The 22,156-nt window shown below is 40.2% G+C and carries 23 protein-coding genes; 15 read left to right on the top strand and 8 right to left on the bottom strand.

Features of this window, described 5'->3' with window-relative positions; all coding sequences use genetic code 11:
* Positions 1-2: 2 nt before the first annotated feature.
* From MKL32_RS13830 to MKL32_RS13795, 8 genes are all read right to left on the bottom strand, one after another.
* Positions 3-758, bottom strand: a complete 756-nt coding sequence (locus tag MKL32_RS13830; RefSeq protein ID WP_004950347.1) for a hypothetical protein — start codon at positions 756-758, stop codon at positions 3-5.
* A gap of 166 nt (positions 759-924) precedes the next feature.
* Positions 925-2,085, bottom strand: a complete 1,161-nt coding sequence (locus tag MKL32_RS13825) for a nucleotide sugar dehydrogenase (protein WP_270900671.1) — start codon at positions 2,083-2,085, stop codon at positions 925-927.
* Between the two features lie 142 nt (positions 2,086-2,227).
* Positions 2,228-3,154 carry a branched-chain amino acid transaminase gene (locus MKL32_RS13820; RefSeq protein WP_004950342.1) on the bottom strand — a complete coding sequence of 309 codons (927 nt, stop codon included), beginning with the start codon at positions 3,152-3,154 and terminating at the stop codon, positions 2,228-2,230.
* Positions 3,155-3,180: 26 nt separating this feature from the next.
* Complete coding sequence (gene glnE, locus MKL32_RS13815) at positions 3,181-5,928, bottom strand: bifunctional [glutamate--ammonia ligase]-adenylyl-L-tyrosine phosphorylase/[glutamate--ammonia-ligase] adenylyltransferase (RefSeq protein ID WP_039047054.1); 2,748 nt, start codon at positions 5,926-5,928, stop codon at positions 3,181-3,183.
* 72 nt (positions 5,929-6,000) lie between these two features.
* On the bottom strand, positions 6,001-7,272 hold the full coding sequence (locus MKL32_RS13810) for a sensor histidine kinase (RefSeq protein WP_004908952.1): 1,272 nt from the start codon (positions 7,270-7,272) through the stop codon (positions 6,001-6,003).
* 1,398 nt (positions 7,273-8,670) lie between these two features.
* Positions 8,671-9,177 carry a hypothetical protein gene (locus MKL32_RS13805; protein WP_270900670.1) on the bottom strand — a complete coding sequence of 169 codons (507 nt, stop codon included), beginning with the start codon at positions 9,175-9,177 and terminating at the stop codon, positions 8,671-8,673.
* A complete protein-coding gene (locus MKL32_RS13800; protein ID WP_137311831.1) occupies positions 9,177-10,172 on the bottom strand; it encodes a phage portal protein in 996 nt (331 codons plus the stop codon). The genes MKL32_RS13805 and MKL32_RS13800 overlap by 1 nt, the downstream gene beginning before the upstream one ends.
* Positions 10,172-11,959, bottom strand: coding sequence for a terminase large subunit domain-containing protein (locus tag MKL32_RS13795; RefSeq protein ID WP_270900669.1), 1,788 nt, complete (start codon positions 11,957-11,959; stop codon positions 10,172-10,174). Before MKL32_RS13795 ends, MKL32_RS13800 begins: the two co-directional genes overlap by 1 nt.
* A gap of 158 nt (positions 11,960-12,117) precedes the next feature.
* On the opposite strand from MKL32_RS13795, the gene MKL32_RS13790 reads away from it, so the two are divergent.
* The 15 genes from MKL32_RS13790 to MKL32_RS13720 form a co-directional block, all read left to right on the top strand.
* A complete protein-coding gene (locus MKL32_RS13790; protein ID WP_270900668.1) occupies positions 12,118-12,951 on the top strand; it encodes a GPO family capsid scaffolding protein in 834 nt (277 codons plus the stop codon).
* A gap of 52 nt (positions 12,952-13,003) precedes the next feature.
* Entirely contained in the window at positions 13,004-13,993 is a 990-nt protein-coding gene (locus tag MKL32_RS13785; RefSeq protein ID WP_270900667.1) for a phage major capsid protein, P2 family, read from the top strand.
* A 10-nt stretch (positions 13,994-14,003) separates the two neighbouring features.
* Positions 14,004-14,750, top strand: a complete 747-nt coding sequence (gene gpM / locus MKL32_RS13780; protein ID WP_151839266.1) for a phage terminase small subunit — start codon at positions 14,004-14,006, stop codon at positions 14,748-14,750.
* 103 nt (positions 14,751-14,853) lie between these two features.
* Positions 14,854-15,318: a head completion/stabilization protein gene (locus MKL32_RS13775; protein ID WP_262573757.1), complete on the top strand. Its 465-nt coding sequence runs from the start codon at positions 14,854-14,856 to the stop codon at positions 15,316-15,318.
* Positions 15,319-15,528 carry a tail protein X gene (locus MKL32_RS13770; protein ID WP_002060529.1) on the top strand — a complete coding sequence of 70 codons (210 nt, stop codon included), beginning with the start codon at positions 15,319-15,321 and terminating at the stop codon, positions 15,526-15,528.
* An 11-nt stretch (positions 15,529-15,539) separates the two neighbouring features.
* Entirely contained in the window at positions 15,540-15,932 is a 393-nt protein-coding gene (locus MKL32_RS13765) for a putative holin (protein ID WP_269497138.1), read from the top strand.
* Positions 15,929-16,222, top strand: a complete 294-nt coding sequence (locus tag MKL32_RS13760; RefSeq protein ID WP_269497141.1) for a phage holin family protein — start codon at positions 15,929-15,931, stop codon at positions 16,220-16,222. The genes MKL32_RS13765 and MKL32_RS13760 overlap by 4 nt, the downstream gene beginning before the upstream one ends.
* Positions 16,219-17,076, top strand: a complete 858-nt coding sequence (locus MKL32_RS13755) for an N-acetylmuramidase family protein (RefSeq protein WP_270900666.1) — start codon at positions 16,219-16,221, stop codon at positions 17,074-17,076. Before MKL32_RS13760 ends, MKL32_RS13755 begins: the two co-directional genes overlap by 4 nt.
* Positions 17,073-17,600, top strand: coding sequence for a phage tail protein (locus MKL32_RS13750; protein ID WP_270900665.1), 528 nt, complete (start codon positions 17,073-17,075; stop codon positions 17,598-17,600). Before MKL32_RS13755 ends, MKL32_RS13750 begins: the two co-directional genes overlap by 4 nt.
* Entirely contained in the window at positions 17,597-18,046 is a 450-nt protein-coding gene (locus tag MKL32_RS13745) for a phage virion morphogenesis protein (RefSeq protein WP_002060551.1), read from the top strand. The genes MKL32_RS13750 and MKL32_RS13745 overlap by 4 nt, the downstream gene beginning before the upstream one ends.
* 77 nt (positions 18,047-18,123) lie before the next feature.
* Positions 18,124-18,747, top strand: a complete 624-nt coding sequence (locus MKL32_RS13740) for a phage baseplate assembly protein V (protein WP_270900664.1) — start codon at positions 18,124-18,126, stop codon at positions 18,745-18,747.
* A complete protein-coding gene (locus MKL32_RS13735) occupies positions 18,747-19,094 on the top strand; it encodes a GPW/gp25 family protein (RefSeq protein ID WP_270900663.1) in 348 nt (115 codons plus the stop codon). The genes MKL32_RS13740 and MKL32_RS13735 overlap by 1 nt, the downstream gene beginning before the upstream one ends.
* Positions 19,091-19,981: a baseplate assembly protein gene (locus MKL32_RS13730; RefSeq protein ID WP_004996138.1), complete on the top strand. Its 891-nt coding sequence runs from the start codon at positions 19,091-19,093 to the stop codon at positions 19,979-19,981. The genes MKL32_RS13735 and MKL32_RS13730 overlap by 4 nt, the downstream gene beginning before the upstream one ends.
* Entirely contained in the window at positions 19,981-20,592 is a 612-nt protein-coding gene (locus MKL32_RS13725; RefSeq protein ID WP_270900662.1) for a phage tail protein I, read from the top strand. Before MKL32_RS13730 ends, MKL32_RS13725 begins: the two co-directional genes overlap by 1 nt.
* A 5-nt stretch (positions 20,593-20,597) precedes the next feature.
* On the top strand, positions 20,598-22,156 hold a 1,559-nt coding region (locus MKL32_RS13720; protein WP_270900661.1), incomplete at its 3' end, for a phage tail protein.

Here is a 22,156-nt window from a genome sequence, read left to right as displayed (position 1 = left end):
ATTTACTGCCAAGCATCCTTGATCCAATCTGATGGCAATACATAACGATACCATTTACCACCACCACCATTGATTGCATCAGGTGGATTAATTTCACCGTGGAAAATAATAATCTTAACGCCTTCTGGTTTTACTGGTGCTTGGAAATAAGCAAATGGAATTTTTCTTAGACAATGATATTTATAGCTTTTACACCACTGATCATTCCAATAACTCAATTTTCCTTCTTTGTGAACAAACCAAGATAAATAGGCTTGCTCATTGCGGAATTTTTGACGAATTTCATCAAAGTTTTCACGAAAATACGGCAAAATATCAGGAAAAGCCCCTAACTTAAAACGATAAACAGAACTATTCCCTGTAATACGCCAAGGTCGCTTCCAGTCATGAATAATCAGAAACTCACCTGGCTCTTGGAAGAAACAATCTATGTTATCAACGATGACAACATCGAGATCTAAAAACAGTGCATTGCCTTTTAAACCATACAGATCAGGTTCAAAAGTTGAGAGTTTATTCCACCCACGCTCTGGACTTCCTGCAGGCAAATCTAATGGAGGAATCGGGAAGCATTGTACATTCGGATCAATACCTTCTGTACGATCCGTTAAGCACACCATTTTAAAAGGTAAAGTAAGATGGCGTTGCACCATATTATATAAACGATTGACATACTCGGCACCGTACTTGGTTCCCCATTTCATGCACAAAATAATATTGTCTTCATGAGCTGCCGAATCTTGTTGAATGTCTGCCATCTGCTAACCTTAAATGCCTTAGATATTATTTTAAATGCGCGGGAAATAATCCCAAATCGTCAAAACAATATGCACTGAATGTTGAGCTATCTTAGCATAGACCTTGTAACTTTTTTTATTATTAATTCGTCAAACCCTTCAAGCCATTTATGTTTTTATCACCTGATCAATTGATACCAAATAAATCTCGAGTGTAGATTTTTTCCATGACATCACTGAACATCGGCACCATACGATTGACAATAATCAGATCAGAAGCCGATTTAAATTTTTGTAAACTACATATCACTGGATGCCCCAAATACTCTTTAACATCCAAAGTAGGCTCATAAATCACAATCTTTATACCCTCTTGAGCAAGTCCTTGTAATACATCATGAACAGCAGATTCTCTAAAATTATCTGAATCGGCTTTCATCGTTAGGCGAAATATACCCACACATGAAACATTATGACTCTTAATATCTTTAATGATCGCCTGTTTGCGAGTTTGGTTAGAGCGAATGATCGCTGAAATCAGTTCTTGAGGAGTATCATCATAATTAGCTAAAAGCTGTTTGGTATCTTTAGGCAAGCAATAACCTCCATAACCAAACGAAGGATTATTGTAGTGATCACCGATGCGTTGATCCAAACCCACACCCTTAATAATATCCAAAGCACTTAGTTTGTTTTTTATACAATACGTGTCCAACTCATTAAAAAATGCTACTCGCATTGCCAAATATGTATTTGAAAATAGTTTAATGGCCTCAGCTTCAGTTGAGTCGACACAGAGTAAAACTGCATCCTTTCTGACCGTGGCTTTTAAATACAATTTCGCAATCTTTTCTGCGCGTTTAGATTTTTCACCTACGATAATTCTAGATGGGTAGAGATTATCTTGTAAGGCCTGCCCCTCTCTCAAGAACTCTGGAGCAAAGATTAAGTTCTTAAGTTTCAGCTTATTCGAAATTTCTTTGGTATAGCCCACAGGCACTGTAGATTTAATAATCATCAGCGCTTTTGGGTTTATTTTTTGAATATCATCGATGACAGATTCAATATTAGAAGTATCAAAATAGTTGGTTTCAGGATTATAGTTTGTTGGGGTTGCAATAATAATCAGCTTAGCATCCTGATAAGCACGCTCTTTTTCAGTCGTTGCCTCAAGATGCGACTCAGTTAAATAGTGTTGTATGCAAGTATCACTAATCGGCGAAACTTTTTGATTTAATAACTTTACGCGACTTTTATCAATATCTAGTAAAACCACATCATGCTGCTTAGCAAACAATAAGGCATTTGATAAACCCACATAGCCAGCACCCACTACAGTAATCTTCATTCGTTCTCTGATTTTATTCTTGATCTTAGTGACCAAGCTAAAGAAGTTAGATGAAAGATTAATGATGATTTAATTGCAATCTATTGACATTGTTTCAATAAAAAAGCGAAGCATGAGCTTCGCTTTCTTCGCAGAGTTTTATTTATTTAACGTAAGTTAACCAATCTGCATATTTATCATTACGACCTTGGACGGCATCAAAGAAAGTCTTTTGAATTTCTGTAGTAATCGGACCACGTGAACCACAACCAATTTGACGGTCATCATACTCACGGATTGGTGTTACCTCAGCAGCTGTACCTGTGAAGAATGCTTCATCAGCGATATAGAATTCATCACGTGTGATACGGCGTTCGATCACTTCATAACCTAAATCTTTAGCAATCGTGATCACCGTTTGACGTGTAATTCCTTCTAATGCACCACCAGCCAAATCAGGTGTATGTAATACGCCATCTTTGATCAAGAATACATTCTCACCAGCGCCTTGGCAGACGAAACCTTGAGGGTCAAGCAACATTGCTTCGTCATACCCTGAACGTGCGACTTCTTGGTGTGCCAAGATAGAAACTGTGTAGTTACCACATGCTTTCGCTTTACACATCGTCACGTTTGGATGATGGTGAGTGAATGAAGAAGTTTTTACACGAATACCACGTGCCATCGCTTCTTCACCAAGATATGCGCCCCAACCCCATGCAGCTACAGCAGCATGAATCGTGTTATCTGTTGCAGCAATACCAAGTTTCTCAGAGCCAATCCAAATTAATGGACGAAGGTAGCAAGACGCTAATTTATTTTCACGAACAACGTCAATTTGTGCTTGTTCTAATGTCGCTTGATCAAATGGAACATTCATTTGATAAATTTTTGCTGAATTTAATAAGCGCTTAGTGTGATCTTGCAAACGGAAGATTGCTGTACCATTTGGGGTTTCATAGGCGCGGACACCTTCAAAGACGCCCATACTGTAGTGTAGTGTGTGAGTTAAGACATGAATTTTTGCATCACGCCAATCCACTAATTTTCCATCTTGCCAAATAAAACCATCACGATCAGCCAAACTCATCGCACATACTCCATTTTTTTACACAATCATTCACTTTCCAATGCTATTGCACTTGGATCAATTAACCTTTGCCATAACTTGCAAACGATCTCGCGGGTATCGTGCCAATCCGCAGCATTAACTTGCATAGATTGATTTGCAAGTGCTAAACGGTGGCTCTCAGCTCGTTCACGGAGATAAGCGTGTATTAATGCTGTGGCATCTTCACTGGATAAGCAGCCTGCTTTAGCAGCATCTTCTAGAATTCTTACATTATCGGAAAAATGGGCGAGATCTGTATTCGTCCCACTCCATGCAAGCACTGCATACTGTGCCATAAATTCGATGTCAACGATACCACCTGAGTCCTGTTTTAAATGAAAAATCCCATGTTTTTTTTGCTCAGAAGATGAACCCAAATGATCTTTCATTTTCTGACGCATTTTTAACACTTCTTCACGTACCTGATTTTCATCACGAACCTGAGTTAAGATTTGACAGCGTACCCGTTCAAATTGCTCACATAAACTTTTCTCACCTGCAATTGAACGTGCACGAACGAGCGCTTGATGTTCCCAAAGCCAAGCACTTTTTTGCTGATACTGCTCATAAGCTTTCAGACTCGTCACCAACATCCCTGCTTCACCAGACGGTCTTAATCGGGTATCAATTTCATAGACTCGACCATCAAGTGTTTGAGTAGTCATCAAGGACATAAATTTCTGAGCAACACGGATCGCAAACTCTGCACCACTGATCCCTTTACGTCCGTCAGTCTCTGTTTGCTCTTGAAAATCATGAATAAATACTAAATCCAAATCAGAACCATAGCCTAACTCGATACCACCTAGCTTGCCATAACCAATGACGGCAAAAGCTTGCGCATCCAAACTACATCGTTGACCCTGACTGTTGACAGGGTAACCATGACGTTGCGCAATCGCTTGATAAGCTAAATTTAAAGTCGCTTGGACACATACTTCAGCAATATCTGTTAATGCATCTGAGACTTTCATTAAATGACTTTCAGCCAAGACATCACTGGCAGCTACAGCGAGTACGTTGCTCTTTTTAAACAATCTCAATACCCGCATTTGATCTTCAACCTGATCAATTTCAATGCGCATTAATTGTTGGCGTAAGGAATCTTCTAAATCTTTGCGTTGCGGCAACCCAAAGTCCATTGAAAGGAACTCATCCAACAAGACGGGGTATTGTGTTAACTCTTCACAGATCCACGGGCTTACTGTCGCCATTTTTACTAAACGCTGCAAAGCACCACGACTTTCCATCAACATGACTAAATAGACAGTTCGTCGTAATACAGACTCAACCAAGGGCATTAATCGTAATAAAGCCATTTGAGGTTGATCTGATTGTAAAATGGCTTCGACTAGATGAGGCCAAAATTTCTTAAGCCGTTCTAAAGCACTCGCAGGAATTTTACGTAGTGCTTGCCCATGCCAAAAATTTTGGATCAAGTTTTTAGCATCATCATCCAGAACTGCATTCAGACGTTGTTCTAGTTCTACAGAATCATCTATGGGAGCAGAGAACTCTTTCTCTTGAATGAGTTGTTTAAACTGAACTTTGACTTTATCTCTTTTTTGATTCAGAACATTTAAGAAAGAATTCCAATCACTAAAACCCAAGGTATCTATCATACGTTGGCGCAATTCAGGTTCAGACGGTAGAGATTGAGTTTGTTGATCATTTAATGCCTGAATTGCATGTTCAACTCGTCTTAAAAACAAATAAGCATCTTCAAGATCAAAAACAGCTTGCTGATCTAATAATTCAGCATCACCCAAATGATGCAAGTTAACTAAACATTGTCGATCTTGCAGCTCACGTCGGGAACCACCATAGATCAACTGAAAAACTTGCACGATAAACTCGATCTCACGTATTCCGCCAGCGCCTAATTTAATATCATCTTCGATATTACGGCGTAGAACCTCTCGCTCAATCATGGCTTTCATTTCACGCATCGCAGCGAATGCAGAATAATCAACATAACGCCGGAAGACGAATGGACGAGCCATATCCATCAAATCTTCGCCTTCTTTTCCACCTGTAATCACACGGGCTTTAATCCATGCATAACGTTCCCATTCACGCCCATGCTGGCTCAGATATTTTTCCAAACCTGTATGACTGATCGCTAAAGCTGAACCGTCACCCCACGGACGTAAACGCATATCCACACGGAAGACAAAACCATCCGCAGTGATATGGTCCAACAGATAAATTAACTTCTGTCCCCACAAAATACAGAATTGCTGAACATCAATACATTTACGACCATTAGTCTCACCTTGCTCATCAAAAGCAAAAATCAGATCAATATCACTGGATAAATTCAGCTCTTTTGCACCAAGTTTCCCCATTCCAATGACAATCAAATCCTGAACCTGACCTGAATAACCGATTGGCTCACCGTGTTTAGCAATCAATGGCTTTCGCGCAAAATCTTTCGCAACGCAGATACAAGCATCAGCAAAATCAGAAAGCTCTCGAGTCAGTGTCACTACATCGGTTAATTGGTTTGCATCTTGCCAAATCCAACGAAACATTAATTTAGCACGCAAAATACGCAATGCCTTCATCCATGCTTGCTCATCAGTCTGAACTGCAACCGTTTCTTGGACGGTTTGGTGAATCGTTTCGGTAGATAAAGAGGTTGAAAATTGATCTTTGCTATAGGCTTGTTCTAATTCTGATTGGTATAAATTTAAAACTTGTTCTGCATATTGGCTTGCAACTAAGGTTTTATGTAGCTGTTCCGCATTCATATAAAAAAGCTCAACTGATGTCAGGTCATCTCTAGTAGTTATATCAGTTACATCGTTATCTTTAAAATCACTTTAGACTAATTTCGCTTTCGATTTATGTTGTTCGGTAGATAATTCAGCATTTTGGCGTTCAGCAGGTAAGCGAACTTTAAAGACGGTGCCCTCACCTTCTTGAGATGTCACACTGATTTCACCATGGTTCAGCTCAACAAAACGCTTACACAAAGAAAGCCCTAAACCCGCACCTTTTTCACCAGCTGTGCCCTTTAAACTCACCGTCATACGTGGTTGAAATAAATTCTGTATCTGTTCTTCTGTCATTCCCAAACCAGAATCTTTCACTCGTATTTCCACGAATTCGCCCTGAGGTTGGGCTTGAATATAAACTTTTCCTGCGCCATCCGTATCCGTAAATTTCAATGCATTTGAAACAAGGTTTTGGATCAAAGAAGTCACCATATTCATATCTGCATAGATTTTAAGACTCTCATCTACTTCATTGATCAATTGGATATTTTTCTTCAACGCTAAGGTTTTTAAAATATCTGTCACGATATCGGTAATTTGTCTTAATTTAAAATTTATTGGGTGATATACAAAACGCCCACCTTCAGCCATTGCCCAATTCAACAAACTTTCCAACAGGTTGTAAGTCGACTGTAACGTCTCATAGAGATAGTCAGCGATGTTTTGGATACTAGATTCATCCAATGTATCGCGCTCTTTAGCCAAAATCTCTGAAAAACCCAATAAACCATGGAAGGGAGCGCGTAAATCATGGGAAATAATAGAAAAGAATTTTGTCTTGCTAAAATTTAATGCGGACTCTTGTTCGTATAATTCTTTGAGTTCATCGTGATTGAGTTTCAATTCAAGTTTTTGCATAAAGCTTTTACAATGGTCTTGTAAAAGTTGTTTTTGAACTGCACTAAAATCTCGGACAGCTTCATCAAACAAAATTAGATAACCTAAAGAGGTCTGATCTGGATGCCTCAGATGAACAGCGACAAGGGATTGTGCTTTAGATTTCAACGCATGTACAAACGAAAGTAAATTTGAATAATGTGGATGAGCTTCATCAATAAAATCATTATTTACAAATAGAGTATTCAAACTTTTCGTGACTTTTGTAGCGTCAATTGCAGTCAACTTTTCTGAACAGTGATGCCAAAAATAAGGCTCTTGATGAAAAATAAGTAAAGCTTTACCGACTTGCATTAATGTTTTATTGAATTGTAAGAACTGTTCAAGCAAATTTTGCTCTGAAGTGAGACCCAAAGAAAGAGAAATTTTACAAGCACTTAACTTGTCGGCTTGCTGTAATTCTAGTAATTGAATAGCCATGTTTGCCTCTCGGATATTATCGTTATTCGGTTATTTACGTTTTAATAAGAAAAAATGTGAAAACTATCACTACTATTAACAAACTTTAACATAAAAGGCAATTCTTGATTAGATCAATTCGCAACAAAACGTGAAATTTCATGAAATTTAAACGTATTAAATTATGTATCGAAGATTTATTTTTTTAGCTACATGTTGAATGTTTAAATCATCATATATTTCTATTATCGCATCTGATCATAGTAAAAAGACTTTATGGGTATTCTTTAATGAAATAATTAACTTCAAGATGGCTTACCTTTTCAGAACACACTAAAGCCTGAGCAGCACAATCCTTTACAATCTTCTCTTTGTCTTATTCATAATAATTGTCGATATAATCAGTTATCGCTGCTCACTGCTCTCAATAGAATTTCCATCTATGAGTAAATCTTTTTGCTTTATCTAACCGAACAAAGAGCTGCAAGATCGTTAAAAAAATTTGTCATACTTTTATATTAAATCTAACATTCAATCCTCTTTTATATTTATTGTCGGAATAAAATTTTAAATTAAAAATGATTTGGCATTAAAAAACCCCAAGCCTTTAATACCAGCTTGGGGTCTTTGAATCTTGGTCCCGAGGGTCGGACTCGCACTAGCTTTAAAAAACAATGCTAAGAAAATGAAATTGGCGGATAAAAAGCGGAAAAAGATCGATATATAGTGATTTAAATAAATGAACAAATTAGAATAGACGCTGATGCAAAATTAAAGATTTTATAAATTTTTACATTGGTATCGGGAAATGGTAATAAAGGTAACTTGATAACAAAAAGTTAGCTTATTTATATGTTTTTTATAGATATTTAAACTAAAATAAAAAGGTAATTTTAAGGTAATCTAAGAGTAATTAATTACCTCGAAAAAAGGTAATTAGCGATTACCTTTTATATCATTGATTTAAAACAACTTATTTTAAAAACCAATATCTTGATTACCTAAGATTACCCCATAAAGGTAACAATAAAATAAATTTAAATATCAATTACTTAATACAATATTTCCATGTGTTTTTTCACTTGTTTACCTTTTTCTGGAATTTTTAATAATTTGTTTGACCACTAAATTCTTTGACCCTTATAAGGCTGAATTCCAATCTGTAGAATTTTGATGGGCAGGTGTAGAGATTTGTAGAAAGAGTTTTCCTACTTTTTATAGTCTTGTACGCAATGTTTAGCATTGCTCTCACTATGAAAGTGCAGGTCTGAATTTTTGTAGAGTATTCGACATATTTACTGTCCAGGTGAGGTGGGGGGTCAACCGCCCGGCTTGAACCGGATTCTGTGGTTTTAGAAACTTTGGCCAAAAAAAAGCCCTCACACATGGAGGACTTTTATTTTCGTGTAAATACTGTGATTAGCTTTGTTTATCTGACTTCACCTGCTGTGGCCATGCCTGGTCTAATCGTTCTGCATCAATTGCGTGTCCATCAGCTGCTGCTGCGATTTTTCCACCACGGTCTGCCATTGTTTTGAGTACGAAGTTGCAGGTCTTGGCGTATTCAATGATGGCTTGATTGGAACCTGTGGACAGACGTTTGTCGGTATCACTGATCTGCTTTGACAACCGGTCAACAGCCAAAGCACTGTCACTGGCAGCAGCCAGCGCAACTTGTAGGTTTTTATTTGCATTTCGTTCTGACTCCAGAAGATCTTGTGACCATACCTGCTCTACTTCATGCACTTCATTGGCATGTTGAGACGCAACCAAATCACGTTGGGTTTCGGCTAAAGTTTTTTGTGATTCGAGTAAATCAATTTGATGTGACTTACTTGTGCAGCTGGTGACTGAAAATGCCAAAGCGATGGCCAAGGCAGCCATCACGATGAATTTCCAATGTTTAATTGCCAAAGCAATATTCATTATTGTTTTTCCTGTTTGAATTGAAGTTGATGAAACTCTTTGAAGCGGATGATCTGATCACCTGCCCATTCGTTTACTGTGTTGGCGAATAAATTTTGAAGTGGAACAATTTCGGAATACCAATATGCTTCGCGTGCTTCACTGATAGATCCGAAGCCACCTGCATTGGATGGAATGATTCCGAGAAGTTGTGGCGGTGTACGTTGGGATGCAAGAACGTCATCACGTGTGACATTTTTAATATTTAAGAATTCATCTTTGGCAGCCAATTCACTGATTGGAATCAGTTGCAAGCCGTCCTTTTTCCCATTTGGTGCATGTAGAAATAAATTGCGGAAGTTACCTGGACCACGAGAATCTTTCATTGCTTGTTTCAAAGCATCCACATCTGCATCATCTACACCAGGATCAGTCATATATAGGATGAAGCCGGCATGAGATCCGTTGTTATAATATTTGCGACGAAATAAAGTGGCTGATTCATTGAGCCACATGGATTGAAGTGCAGCGATATATTCAGGCGTTCCGTAAATCTCTTGATCGACATCAATGCCTTTGATGTGGCAAACGGTACCAGGTTTAAAAATATGTTCTTCAAAACCATTCAGCAGCTGTAAAAACTCATCAGGTTTTTTCATGCGTCTGGTGTACTTGGCCATGAGTCCATCATAGTGGTGTGGCTCATTCAATCGATTGTCGATCCGCTGTAAATAGCCATTACCAAAAACCAAATAGTCGAAAGCAATGCGTTCAAACTCAGATGAACTGATCAATTTATTAGGCGTGAATGAAGACACCAGTTGATTCTTTTTATAAAACACTGCAGTCGACAAATAAGGCATTGCCTTAAAAGATTTTGCCAAAGCATTCATACTTATGTGGGGTTCGTAATAATTGCCACACAGCCATGTTTCATAGAACTGTGATAAGTCACGGCCATTCATCACCGGTTCTGCATCACCGAACGTAAATGCCTGCACTTTGCTGTCGGACATTAGTAAATCTCCATAGAGGATTTTTTAGATTTTGTTTGGTCATCAAGGGTTAAAGGTTCATTTGCGAACGCATGGAAAATGGCAAAAGCCAAATCTGCATGACCGATGTTTTCTGCACGTGATGCTTCAAATGTCATTTGTCTTTGTGAAGCAGTCAGTGTTTTTCGAATAGCCATAATTGACATAGCCACGTCAGTGGATCCGGCATCAAATTCAAAACGACCTTTGTTGATCACATCCATTGCTTTCATGACCAATTGTGTTTTGACATCGACGCTATAATTGAATGTCGTTAGGTTCGGGAAGAACTCAAGAACCAATTGCGCCACACCAGTACCCATACCGGACTTATCCAATCCGATATATTTGACGTTATATTTGGTCGTTAATTTTTTGATGTATTGCGCTTGGCTGGCAAAGTCCATGCCTTTGAACTGGTGATGTTCAAGCAGTCGGAATTTAGGATAATCAGGTTCAGGTGGTGCAATGACCACAAGCCCTGCACTGTCGCCACTTTCTGCTGGATCGTATCCAATCCAAACTGGTTTATTACCAAATGGACGCAATGCCAATGGCTTAAAATCTTTGGACCATACTTCCCATGAATCGACCATACACGGCTGAATGATGGACAGTGGAAAGACACTATGACCATCATCGACAAATTCACACATATAAAGATTGGCAAATTCTTCAGGACTGTTTTCGGCAATAAGTTCATCAATATCGAATAGATCACAGCCTTGGCGTTCGGCATCCTGAATATTGACAATATGTCGCCACATTTTGTCGCCACATAAAGCACCGTCTCTTAAATTTGCATGACTGGTGTCGATCTCAACTCGATTTTCTTTTGTACGTCCTTTATTGAAAGCATCACCTGTCCAAAATGCATAGGCTTCATGCGTTTTACTGGATGGTGTAGAAAAATAGGTTTTTTTGTACTGTTTTTGGGCAGCCATTGCCGATGCCACTTTTTTCAGTGTGGCAAAGCCATGTACCCAGAAGAATTCGTCAAAATATAAGTCACCATGGTATGACTGTGCTGTTTTGGCATTGGTACCCAAGAAAATCAGCTGAACAGTATTGCCACATGGCAACGTGATTGAAATCGGATCGCCTTGCAGATCCACTTCAATGGACTGCATGACAAAGTTTTTGATGTAAGTTTTAAAGCCATGTGCTTGGGCTTTAGATGCAGACAAGAAAATCTGATTTCGACCAGTGGTGACAGCTTTGATCAATGCTTCACGTGCAAAATAAAAAGTCGCACCAATCTGACGTGATTTTAATAAGGCACGATTTCGCTGTTCACGCGCACGGTACCAAACCTTTTGATACTCAAATAAACCATGATCGAAGTCTTCAAGAAGCTTTTCGACCTGTTCTTCAGTCAGGGCATTTGGCTGTTTAGGTTTACGTGGTCCAGCATTTCTATTTTTAAGCTTTGGATTCAGATCGGTTTCGTTGCCACCGTCAGAAAATTTTTCAATCCGTGCCATGCGCTGCAATTGGCGCATGAGCAAATCAATTTCCTTGAAATCACCAGGTGTTTTTTTCTCAAGAATAATCAGTTTGATCAATTGAGCAGTTAAAGCTTCACCCACACGACCGGCAGGTGCATCTTTGTCCCATTCATCGCGTGTTTTCCAAGCGTGAACATTTTTATCAGGCTCGTCTATGTAATCTGCAATCGAGCTGATTCGCCACCCCATCCAATACAAAAATTTTGCTAGAAGGCGTTTGTCGAAGTTTAGATTTTTCGGTGTATCAAGTGCTTTATCCATTGGCTCATTAAGCCAACGCTATAACATTTATTCATTGTGGCTACTTTGTAAAACCCACTTAATACAAGCCCTTTGGATTGAATGTTTATGCCGTTCTTCCGATTCTGCTAACTACTTTAAATAGATTTTATCTATCGACATAGACACAGGATTCAGAAATGAAGAAATCCAAATTTTACCGAGTTGCTGTCGCTGGTGCTACGACTGATGGTCGCATCATTGAAGCTTCTTGGATTCAACAAATGGCCAAGAATTATAACCCCAATACTTATACTGCTTTAGCGAATATCGAGCATATTCGTGGAATTTCTCCAAGTTCTGAATTTGGGAATTATGCAAAAGTACTTGGACTTAAAGCACAAGAAGATGACATTAACGGTCAAAAAAAATGGTGCTTATATGCACAGCTTGAAGCATTCGACAATCTGATTGAACTGCACGGTAAAAAACAAAAACTTTTCAATTCTATTGAAGTAAATCCAAGTTTTGCTGACACCAATGAAGCTTATTTGGTCGGTATCGCATTCACTGATACGCCTGCTTCATTAGGTACACAAATTATGGAATTTGCTTCTAAGAATCCTGAAGCAAACCCATTCACTTCAAAAAAACAGCATAAGGACAATTTATTTACTGCTGCTGAAGAAGTGGATCTCCAGTTTGAAGACAGTCCTGATCCTGAGACAGAAGCCAAAGGCCTGTTTTCTAAAGTTTTGGATTGGTTGAAGCCACAACAAGAACAACAAGACAATAAAAATAAAGACCAATTCAAAGAAGTATCTGACTCGCTAGAAGCGATTGCCAAAACGTTTGGTGAAAGTCAGACCAAGTTGCAAAAGGTCGAAACTGAATTTTCGGAACTTAAAACCAAGCACTCTAAATTGGAAAAAGACCTCACTGATCTGAAAGCCAAATTAGAAGGCGAAGAAAATCCAGGTACACCACCTGCCCCTGAAAACACTGGCAACTTCTCTGAACAAATCGAGTGCTAATAGTTTAATCACTGTCAGCAGTCTATAAATATTGCTTATAAGCGAGAAAAAAATGCGTAACGATACACGTAAAAAATTTAATCACAGTTTGGCAAAAGTTGCTGAACTCAACGGTGTTGAATCTGCACAGGTGCAATTTACAGTAGCACCTGCACCAGCTCAAAAAATGGAAGAAAAAATTCAGGCTTCAAGCGAATTTCTTCAAAAAATTAATGTCATGCCTGTCGATACTCAAACAGGTGAAGCAATTGGTTTATCTGTCAATAAAACAATTGCAGGTCGTACTGATACATCAGGCAATGGTGAACGTACTCCAACTGATCCGACTGGTTTAGGTTCAGACAAATACGAATGCAAGCAGACTGATTTTGATGTGGCGATTCCATATGCAAAACTTGATGCTTGGTCAGTTTTCGCAGACTTCCATCAACGTTGGACTAATGCCGTTGCTAAAGCAATTGCTTTGGACCGTATCATGATCGGTTTCAACGGTACATCTGCAGCAGCAACAACTGATCGTACTTTAAATACAAAATTGCAAGACGTGAATATTGGTTGGTTGCAAAAGATTCGTACTAATGCACCTGATCGTGTGATGTCAACAGTCACCGTGGGTGCAGCTGGTACATATAAAAACCTAGATGCTTTGGTGGTCGATGCAGTCAATGAATTAATTGATGAAGTTCACCAAGATGATACGGATCTCGTCGTGATCTGTGGTCGTTCACTGTTGGCTGACAAAAACTTTCCAATCGTGAATGATGCGTCTGACAATACCAATGTATTGGCTGGTCAAGTGCTATTAAGCCAAAAACAAATTGGTGGCTTACCTGCAGCACGTGTACCGCATTTCCCTGACAATGCACTTTTAATTACGTCTTTTGACAACCTGTCAATCTACTATCAAAAAGATGCAAAACGTCGTTACATCCAAGAAAAACCAAGCAAAAACCGCATTGAAGATTATCAATCTTCAAATGAAGCGTATGTGATCGAAGCATACGAAAAAGTGGCATTGGTTGAAGGCATCACAATCGAATAATAGGTGATTTATGTTGAGTCCAGCTCGACGACATCGCCTTCAGGCTTTGGCAGCGAAAGAAGCTGCCAAGGCTGATGAATTTGGTGGTGTACGTCCAGACGCAAGCGTCTACCAATTACAACTGACCGAACTCAAAAACGATATTCATGTTTTACGTTCAATTCAGTCACAAGAAAAACGTGCTGAAGCGAAAAAAGAACTGATTCCAAAGCACATGCCTTATGTGTTGGGTATTGTTCAGTCAGGCGCAAAAGTTGAACAAGATGAAGTCATTACCACCATCATGCTGTGGTGCTTTGACTGTGGTCTATTCAATCAAGGTTTAAGTCTTGCTGAATATGCTTTAGAACAAAACTTAAAAATGCCTGATTCATTTAGTCGCAGTACTGCAAGTATTGTTGCTGAAGAAATTGGTAATGCTGCACACAAAGCTTATCAAGATGGCCAAGTCTTTAAACTTGATGTTCTTGAAAAAGCCACTCAATTAACTGCTGATTACGATATGCATGACCAGATTCGCGCCAAATTATATTTAGGTATTGGTCGTACTTTCCTGCAGTTAGATCGTGGATCTGAAGCCGTTGCATTCCTCAAAATGGCGATTGCAAAAAATGAAAACTGTGGCGGTAAAACTGATCTGAAAAAGGCTGAAAAGCTTTACAAAGAACAATTAAAAAATTCACCTGAACCGATGCTGAATGCTGATGGTTCACAGGTAGTCGATGATCAAGGCAACTTGATGTTTCATCCGACGTAACGAGTGCCCCGCGCCAACCGAGGGGCAGAATTGACGCTGTAATGACATTTTAATGCGTAATTACAAACTCAATTCTCCACCCCTCAACTATTAGAGAATGACAATGACCGGACTAATTGCAAACGGCAACCGCAACAATGAAGAAGTTGTCATCACCAGTGATTCATTTTTCCCTGGCATATCTAGCAAAGCGATTCGTGAAGCATTGCGCTTTGACGGAAGTATCACTGATCAGCGTTTAATTCCTGCAATTGAATCAGCCATCATTGAAGTCAATGATAATCTCGAATCCCTGACATCAAAAGCAGCATCACTTGCTGAAATCAGTCCAAAAACCATCACCACAAAAGGTGTGGAAAAACCCATCACTGAAGTTCTGTATTTTCGTGCCGTTGCAGCAGCTGTTGGTGCTGAACTGACTGAAAAGTATCGTGCTTATGACACCAACAACAATGGTGGCCAAAAAGCAGATGATCTGACACCAACAATTGATGATTACCGTCGAGATCTGCGCTTCGCTATTCGTGATTTAAAAAAAATTCGTCGTTTGAATGTGGAGCTGGTTTAAATGAAAACTGTTTATGCCCTTCAGAATGACACGGTTGACGCAATTTGTTGGCGCAACTATGGACGCTCATCTGGTGTGGTCGAAGCAGTACTTGAAGCCAATCCACACTTGTCTGAATTTGGTCCATTTCTCCCGATGGGGACAAAGGTTCAGTTACCAGAACTTCAAACACAACAAAATAAAACGCAAAGCATTCAGCTTTGGGATTGAGAACAAAAAATATGGCTGAACCAACCACATCAACGACTGTCGCAATTACCGCTTCTGCCGGCTTGGTATCACTCCTTCCCTTTGTGAATGGTGATGCACTGTTTGGTGCAGTAATTGGTGCAGCATTTTTGGCATATACCCAAGTGTCACTGAGCTATGGAAAACGTATTTTTTCGCTCATGTTATCCGTCGCCCTGGGCTATGCCTTAGCACCTGAAATTTCAAATCGTACAGGTATAAACAGTCACACGGTGATCGCTTGTTTCACCAGTATGTTTGCTTTACCGGTATTGGTCAAAGTCATGACATGGGTCAATAAATCCACCCTGACAGAAATATTCAATACCACTTCAAAGTTCTTTTCTGCCCTGTCCAATACTTTTGGAAAGGAGAATAAAAAATGATGCAACTCATGTTGTCGCCATTGGCACAAACTATTTTTTCAATCATTGCCGTGCTGTGTTATGTGGCATGTGCATTCCGTATTTTATGTTTTGATCGACTGCACCTGCAAAAATGTTCGTTTCGACTATTTGCAGCGGTATTGATCGGGGCATTTCTGGCACAAAGTATTCACATTATTTTCATTAAAGATCCGGTCACGATTTGGGATGCCATTCTCGCAGTGTTTTTGGTGGTCTTTATTTTCCGCAGTAAAGGCAATGTCGTTTCAATGTTAAGGAGCACACCATGAGCATTTTAAAATTAGGATCAAAAGGTTCAGCCGTCACTGAATTGCAAAAACTGCTGATTAAAAATGGCATGACTGGTAAAAATAAGAAACCACTCATTGCTGATGGTGACTTTGGTGAAAATACTGAATATGCCGTGATTCAATTTCAGAAACTGAAAAATCTGAAAGTCGATGGATTGGTCGGTGACTACACACTAAAAGCCCTACGCGGTGAATGCACCAGTAAACTTTTAAAAGAAAGTGATTTAGTCGAAGGTGCCAAACGTCTGGGTGTGCCTGTCATCGTAATCAAAGCCATTGCTGAAGTTGAAACGCTGGGTGAAGGTTATTTGCCAAATGGTAAGCCTAAAATTCTGTTTGAACGTCATCGCATGTATTTCTATTTGAATCAGAAATTCGGAAAAACCAAAGCAAATGCACTTATGGCCAAACATCCGAATATTGTGAATACCAAAACAGGTGGTTATCACGGTGGATCTGCTGAGTACACACGTTTAAGTCAAGCCAAGCAACTTGATGAATCATGTTCATTACAGTCGGCATCGTGGGGACGTTTCCAGCTCATGGGTGAAAATTGGAAAGCCTTAGGTTATGCATCTGTTCAGGAATTTGTAGCACAGCATGAACAAAGTGAAAGCCTTCAGTTTGAAGCATTCCTTCGCTACTGTGAAACCAAGTCTGGTGAAGTCGATGATAAAGATTGGAAGTTGATCGATGCTTTACGTCAAGAAAATTGGCACGTGGTTTTTTCACTGTATAACGGCAAAAACTATAAAAAACTGGGCTATGACACCAAGTTTTTACGTGTGATGAACCGCCTCGATCCAAACTATAAGAGTGCAAAAGCTGCATGAAAAAGCCCAATCAATTAAGAGAATATTTACTCAAAGCGATTCCTGATCTCAGTCCTGATCAGGATCGTTTATTGATCTTCACCAACAATGGTTCCCTTCGCAGCACCATGGTCAGTGGCTTTAGTTTTGAAATGTCATACACCTTGGATCTGGTCATCACTGACTATGCCGGTGATGTTGACGTCATTGGAGTCGTGCTGTTCACGTGGATTGCAGAAAATCAGCCTGAATTAATGGCTAACCATGAGAAAGGCAAACAAGCGATTCAGTTTGAAGCCGAACTGATTGATAACAGCAAATACGACATTAATTTCCAAATTCCACTGACTGAACGTGTCGTCGTGAAAAAGCTGCAAGATGGCAAATTAGAACTAAGTCATCCTGAAGAACCGAAGTACACAGAATTTGAACCTGCCACTGATTTTGAAGTCATCGATCCATCAGGTGAAGTGATTGCTTCATGGACCACTGCTGAAAAACAAGGTTGGTCATTAGACATGCCACCAACAGGTCGAAATCCATGACGAACAATGTTGAAGAACTTGCCACCTACTTACAGCCGTATTTGGAACGGTTGTCAGTGGGTGAACGTGCCAAGCTTTCAAAACAGATCGGTCGTGATCTAAGAAAAAATCAGGGCAAACGTATTTCTGCACAACAGAACCCTGATGGTTCAACATATACCCCAAGGCGCAAACGCCTACGTGAACAAAAAGGCAAAATTAAGCGCAAAATGTTCACCAAATTAAAAAACACTGCTCATTTAAAACTGCTCAGCAATGCGGATGCCATTGCGATTGGCTTTGTGGGACGTGTTGCACGTATTGCACAAGTACACCAGGAAGGTTTAAAAGATCGTGCTGAACGTGGCGCACCGAGTGTGGTCTATCCAAAACGTGAACTTTTAGGCTTCACAGATCAGGATTTAAAACTGATTGAAGATTCATTCTTAAAACATATCAATCTTTAAGTTTTGAACATTGTAAAACTCACTTAATACAAGCCCCATCAGCTGAAATGGCTTAGTCCTTGACGCAAAGTGTTTGCATGAATGCAGATGCTAACCGTCGTCTTGAAAATATTGTTCGATTTGGAACCGTCAAGACCATCAATCCGTCTAAACCTATTCCACGTGTCATCGTCAATTTAGGCGATATAGAGACACCGGAAATCCGTTGTCTGAATATTCGTAGCGGTGACGATGCCACTTGGGATATGCCATCAGAAAATGAAGAATGTGTGGTCATTTCACCATGCGGTGATATTGGTCCAACAAGTTTTGTTCTGTACGGCTTTTATAACGACGACCACCCTGCACCCTCTGATGATCTAAACAAAAAAATTCGTATGTTTGCCGATGGCTGTGTCATTGCCTATGACGTTGCAGCACATCATTTATCTGCTGTTTTACCTTCAGGTGGTACAGCTGTTTTGACTGCTGATGGTGGTGTCACTGTCAACGGTGATACGACCATCAATGGAAATTTACAAGTCAATGGCAGTACTGCCATGACAGGAAACAACACCGTTGGTGGCAGTCAGTTGGTTCAAGGTAGCAGTCATTCTTCAGGAACATTTAGTTCAGATGATGATGTCACTGCAAGTGGTATCAGTCTCACTGGCCATACTCACCCAGGTGACAGCGGTGGAACTACTGGAGGACCACAGTAATGATATCACGTGAAAGCGGACGTGAACTCGAAACTGAAATTGATCAAATTCGTCAATCCATTCAGGACATTTTGACCACGCCCATCGGTACCCGAATCATGCGTCGTGAATATGGTTCATTGCTACCACAGCTCATTGACTCCCCTTTCAATGAAATCACCTTGCTTCAACTCTATGCAGCCACCGCCACAGCATTACTGCAGTGGGAAGACAGAATCACCCTGAATTCAGTATCTATCAACCAGGTTGGTCGCGGCTCATTTGAACTGGAAATTGACTGCAATGTGGTCGACAACAATCAACAACAGTCTTTAAGCATTCCACTTAACTTTGGATCTACGTTATGAGTGTCGATTTTTCACTATTATCAAAACCAAATATTATCGAAGAACTAGACTATGAAACCCTGCTTGAAGAACGCAAGGCTGGATTTATCGGACTATTTGAAGCTGAACAGCGAGACAACATCCGCATCACGCTGGCACGTGAATCCGAGCCACTAACAAAACTACTCGAAGAAAGCTGCTACAGAGAAATAATATTACGCCAGCGCATCAATCAGGCGACATTAAGTACATTGCTTGCTTTTGCGACGGGCACTGACCTTGACGCAGTGGTTGCAAACTACGGCATCACCCGCCTGCTTGTCAGCGCAGCAACAACAGATACAGCAGCCGTCTATGAAACCGATGATGCTTTACGTTATCGCGCATCACTGGTTTTTGACTCTTTATCAGTTGCTGGGCCCACCTCAGCATATGAATACCATGCCTTAAGTGCCGATGGCCGTGTAGCCGATGCCAAAGCATCATCGCCAGCCCCTGCCGAAGCATTGGTCACCATCTTACAAAATGATACGGAAACAGGTGCAGCAACCGACGCACTTTTATCAATCATACAAAGCTATTTAAATGATGATGTACGTCGACCCGTCGCAGATCGACTGACAGTTCAATCAGTCGATGTGATCCCTTTTGAACTCACCGCCACAATATTTACTAACAATTTACCCGAATCAGACTCTCTAATTTCAGCAGCCACCGCAGCAGTCAAAAAATATTTAGATGAAAGCCGACGTATTGGCCGGTCTATTTACCTTTCTAAAATTTACAACTTGCTGCATGTGTCAGGCGTTATTCATGTTGTGATTTCAAGCCCTGCTGCAGATGTTGAGGTAAGCCACGTTCAAGTCGCGCACTGTACTAAGATTACTATTAATGCTGGAGAAGCTTGATGAATAAACTTCTCCCGCCTAACTCAACACTACTTGAACGCAATGTTTGTAGTGTGACTTCTGAAGCCACGGACTTAGATGTCAATATTCGTGCAATTACCACCCTTAAAAACACCCCTAACGATTTTCTTCCACTCATTGCATGGCAAAACAGTGTCGACCGCTGGAATCGAAACTGGTCAGACAAAGAAAAAATTGCCCAAATTCGTGCTTCTTTTCAGATTCATCAAAAGAAAGGCACTGTGGCCGCACTGAAAGAAATTACCAAAGCCTTTGGATATTCACTGACAGTGACCGAGTGGTGGCAAGAACAGCCGAACAACACACCAGGTACTTTTCAAATCACCATCGACACAGAAGGCAATGAACTCACAGAGTCAGGCTATAACACCTTGGTTTCATTGCTCAATGATGCCAAGCCACTGACACGCGAACTAAAGGGCATTGAACTGAATGTCGTTTCAGTACGCGGTGACACAAACGTGGCATGTGCAATGTATGACGGTGAAGACGTCACGATCTACCCAAAGCAAAATCAATTCACTCCTGTTTGCTGTCCGATCTTTGTATTTTTTGGGCATGACGAAACAATCATCTATCCGAGAGCATAATAATCATGGCTGATCAAATTTATTACTCAGTTTTTACTAAAAAAGGGCTTGAGCTTTTAACCGAAGCCATTCAAAACGGCACCAAGCTTGGCATCACCAGCATGGCATTTGGCGATGGCGGTGGTAGCTTACCTGTTCCTAACGAAGCATTTTCACAACTTGTCAATGAAGTGCATCGTACACAGCTCAACAGCCTTGCTCCAGATCCGAATAATGCCAACTGGCTACGTGCTGAAGCCATTATTGCGAGTGCAGTCGGTGGCTTTAACATTCGTGAACTTGGCTTATATGCGGGTGATGTGCTGGTTGCATACTCAAACTATCCCGCGACTTACAAGCCGAATCCGAGCGACGGCACAGCGCGTATTATGACTTTTAGAATGGTTTTACAGATTGACAATACATCTAATTTTGATTTGGTGATTGACCCAGATGTTGTGCTTGCAACGATTCAATATGTCAATGAAATTGCAATTGACTCGAAAATCAAAACTACCCGCGGACGGAATCAAGAGGAAAAAAATAGTGATATTCTTTCGATCGAGGATGTAGGCGGTAACAGAGATAGTTTTGATCCGAGCGCACATGATGCTATTGCAAAAAAAGAAGCGATTGATGGGCGTAAACCTTATCTAGGTCCACGACAAATGGCTTTGCCCATGCAAACCCTGAAGGTCTGGAACTTTTGTGATGGTTATTTAGACCGTGGTGCTGTGGTTTCGATTAGAAATGTCGCAAATTTTGATGCAGATGAACCACGTACAGAAGTCTTAGGCATTGAAAATGCCTCTGGTCTTGGAGACTACTCTGACAGAGACGTTGTCGGGTTATTCGTACAAACAGATGGACAACCCGCTCTTTTCAAATCGAATAATACGATCTTTACATCAACCACCTTAACCTGTAATGACTTATCCGAAGAAATCATTAAAAAAATCAAAAAAGATCAAATTATTGATGTAAGTGACAATGATATTGAATATTCAGGATTGATTAAATCTATCAATGGCAAGACCATCACCATTGATACTGCCTGGTTTAGAAAATTTGGAAATGGTGCAACAGGTACTCCAAGTAATGGTTCAGAGGTCAAGTTTGTACCTAATACTAAGATTTGGGGACAAAATACCAATGTGACACTTGGCCCAGATGCTGATGCAAAAAGTTTTGCAGGTTTTGAACTCGGTTTATTCAATAATACTGGACGTGATGGTGCTGGATATGGCTATGACGTCTGGAGTGGAGGTACAAATCAAGTCAGTGCAGCATTTCAGGCGCGCGGGAAATATCAGACGGGATTATATCTTTACGACTCATGCAGTACTGGAACATATGTGAGCAATCCCGTTAATGTTGGCCATATCGTTGTTGGAGGCTCCTATGGTTTTATTTCGCATGATCAGAATGTCGGCTTCTTGAGTCGCGGTGCAGGCCAATATTCATTTGCTCATACGACGATTGATGGAACATTTATAACTGCAGTCAATAAAGCTGGGGCTTGGGAAGGTTTAAGGTATTCGTATAAATTCTTCAATAGTGCACAAACAATCGATCAGGAAGCTGT

It is taken from the genome of Acinetobacter sp. AOR34_HL (assembly GCF_027854795.1).
GTDB lineage: Bacteria > Pseudomonadota > Gammaproteobacteria > Pseudomonadales > Moraxellaceae > Acinetobacter > Acinetobacter junii.
This window is presented reverse-complemented; position numbering and strand designations above follow the sequence as displayed.

What these genes read in the sequence shown, in the direction of transcription:
- MKL32_RS13830 (WP_004950347.1), bottom strand. Translation starts at nt 758, where the DNA reads ATGGCAGACATTCAACAAGATTCGGCAGCTCATGAAGACAATATTATT.
- MKL32_RS13825 (WP_270900671.1), bottom strand. Translation starts at nt 2,085, where the DNA reads ATGAAGATTACTGTAGTGGGTGCTGGCTATGTGGGTTTATCAAATGCC.
- MKL32_RS13820 (WP_004950342.1), bottom strand. Translation starts at nt 3,154, where the DNA reads ATGAGTTTGGCTGATCGTGATGGTTTTATTTGGCAAGATGGAAAATTA.
- glnE (WP_039047054.1), bottom strand. Translation starts at nt 5,928, where the DNA reads ATGAATGCGGAACAGCTACATAAAACCTTAGTTGCAAGCCAATATGCA.
- MKL32_RS13810 (WP_004908952.1), bottom strand. Translation starts at nt 7,272, where the DNA reads ATGGCTATTCAATTACTAGAATTACAGCAAGCCGACAAGTTAAGTGCT.
- MKL32_RS13805 (WP_270900670.1), bottom strand. Translation starts at nt 9,177, where the DNA reads ATGAATATTGCTTTGGCAATTAAACATTGGAAATTCATCGTGATGGCT.
- MKL32_RS13800 (WP_137311831.1), bottom strand. Translation starts at nt 10,172, where the DNA reads ATGTCCGACAGCAAAGTGCAGGCATTTACGTTCGGTGATGCAGAACCG.
- MKL32_RS13795 (WP_270900669.1), bottom strand. Translation starts at nt 11,959, where the DNA reads ATGGATAAAGCACTTGATACACCGAAAAATCTAAACTTCGACAAACGC.
- MKL32_RS13790 (WP_270900668.1), top strand. Translation starts at nt 12,118, where the DNA reads ATGAAGAAATCCAAATTTTACCGAGTTGCTGTCGCTGGTGCTACGACT.
- MKL32_RS13785 (WP_270900667.1), top strand. Translation starts at nt 13,004, where the DNA reads ATGCGTAACGATACACGTAAAAAATTTAATCACAGTTTGGCAAAAGTT.
- gpM (WP_151839266.1), top strand. Translation starts at nt 14,004, where the DNA reads ATGTTGAGTCCAGCTCGACGACATCGCCTTCAGGCTTTGGCAGCGAAA.
- MKL32_RS13775 (WP_262573757.1), top strand. Translation starts at nt 14,854, where the DNA reads ATGACCGGACTAATTGCAAACGGCAACCGCAACAATGAAGAAGTTGTC.
- MKL32_RS13770 (WP_002060529.1), top strand. Translation starts at nt 15,319, where the DNA reads ATGAAAACTGTTTATGCCCTTCAGAATGACACGGTTGACGCAATTTGT.
- MKL32_RS13765 (WP_269497138.1), top strand. Translation starts at nt 15,540, where the DNA reads ATGGCTGAACCAACCACATCAACGACTGTCGCAATTACCGCTTCTGCC.
- MKL32_RS13760 (WP_269497141.1), top strand. Translation starts at nt 15,929, where the DNA reads ATGATGCAACTCATGTTGTCGCCATTGGCACAAACTATTTTTTCAATC.
- MKL32_RS13755 (WP_270900666.1), top strand. Translation starts at nt 16,219, where the DNA reads ATGAGCATTTTAAAATTAGGATCAAAAGGTTCAGCCGTCACTGAATTG.
- MKL32_RS13750 (WP_270900665.1), top strand. Translation starts at nt 17,073, where the DNA reads ATGAAAAAGCCCAATCAATTAAGAGAATATTTACTCAAAGCGATTCCT.
- MKL32_RS13745 (WP_002060551.1), top strand. Translation starts at nt 17,597, where the DNA reads ATGACGAACAATGTTGAAGAACTTGCCACCTACTTACAGCCGTATTTG.
- MKL32_RS13740 (WP_270900664.1), top strand. Translation starts at nt 18,124, where the DNA reads ATGAATGCAGATGCTAACCGTCGTCTTGAAAATATTGTTCGATTTGGA.
- MKL32_RS13735 (WP_270900663.1), top strand. Translation starts at nt 18,747, where the DNA reads ATGATATCACGTGAAAGCGGACGTGAACTCGAAACTGAAATTGATCAA.
- MKL32_RS13730 (WP_004996138.1), top strand. Translation starts at nt 19,091, where the DNA reads ATGAGTGTCGATTTTTCACTATTATCAAAACCAAATATTATCGAAGAA.
- MKL32_RS13725 (WP_270900662.1), top strand. Translation starts at nt 19,981, where the DNA reads ATGAATAAACTTCTCCCGCCTAACTCAACACTACTTGAACGCAATGTT.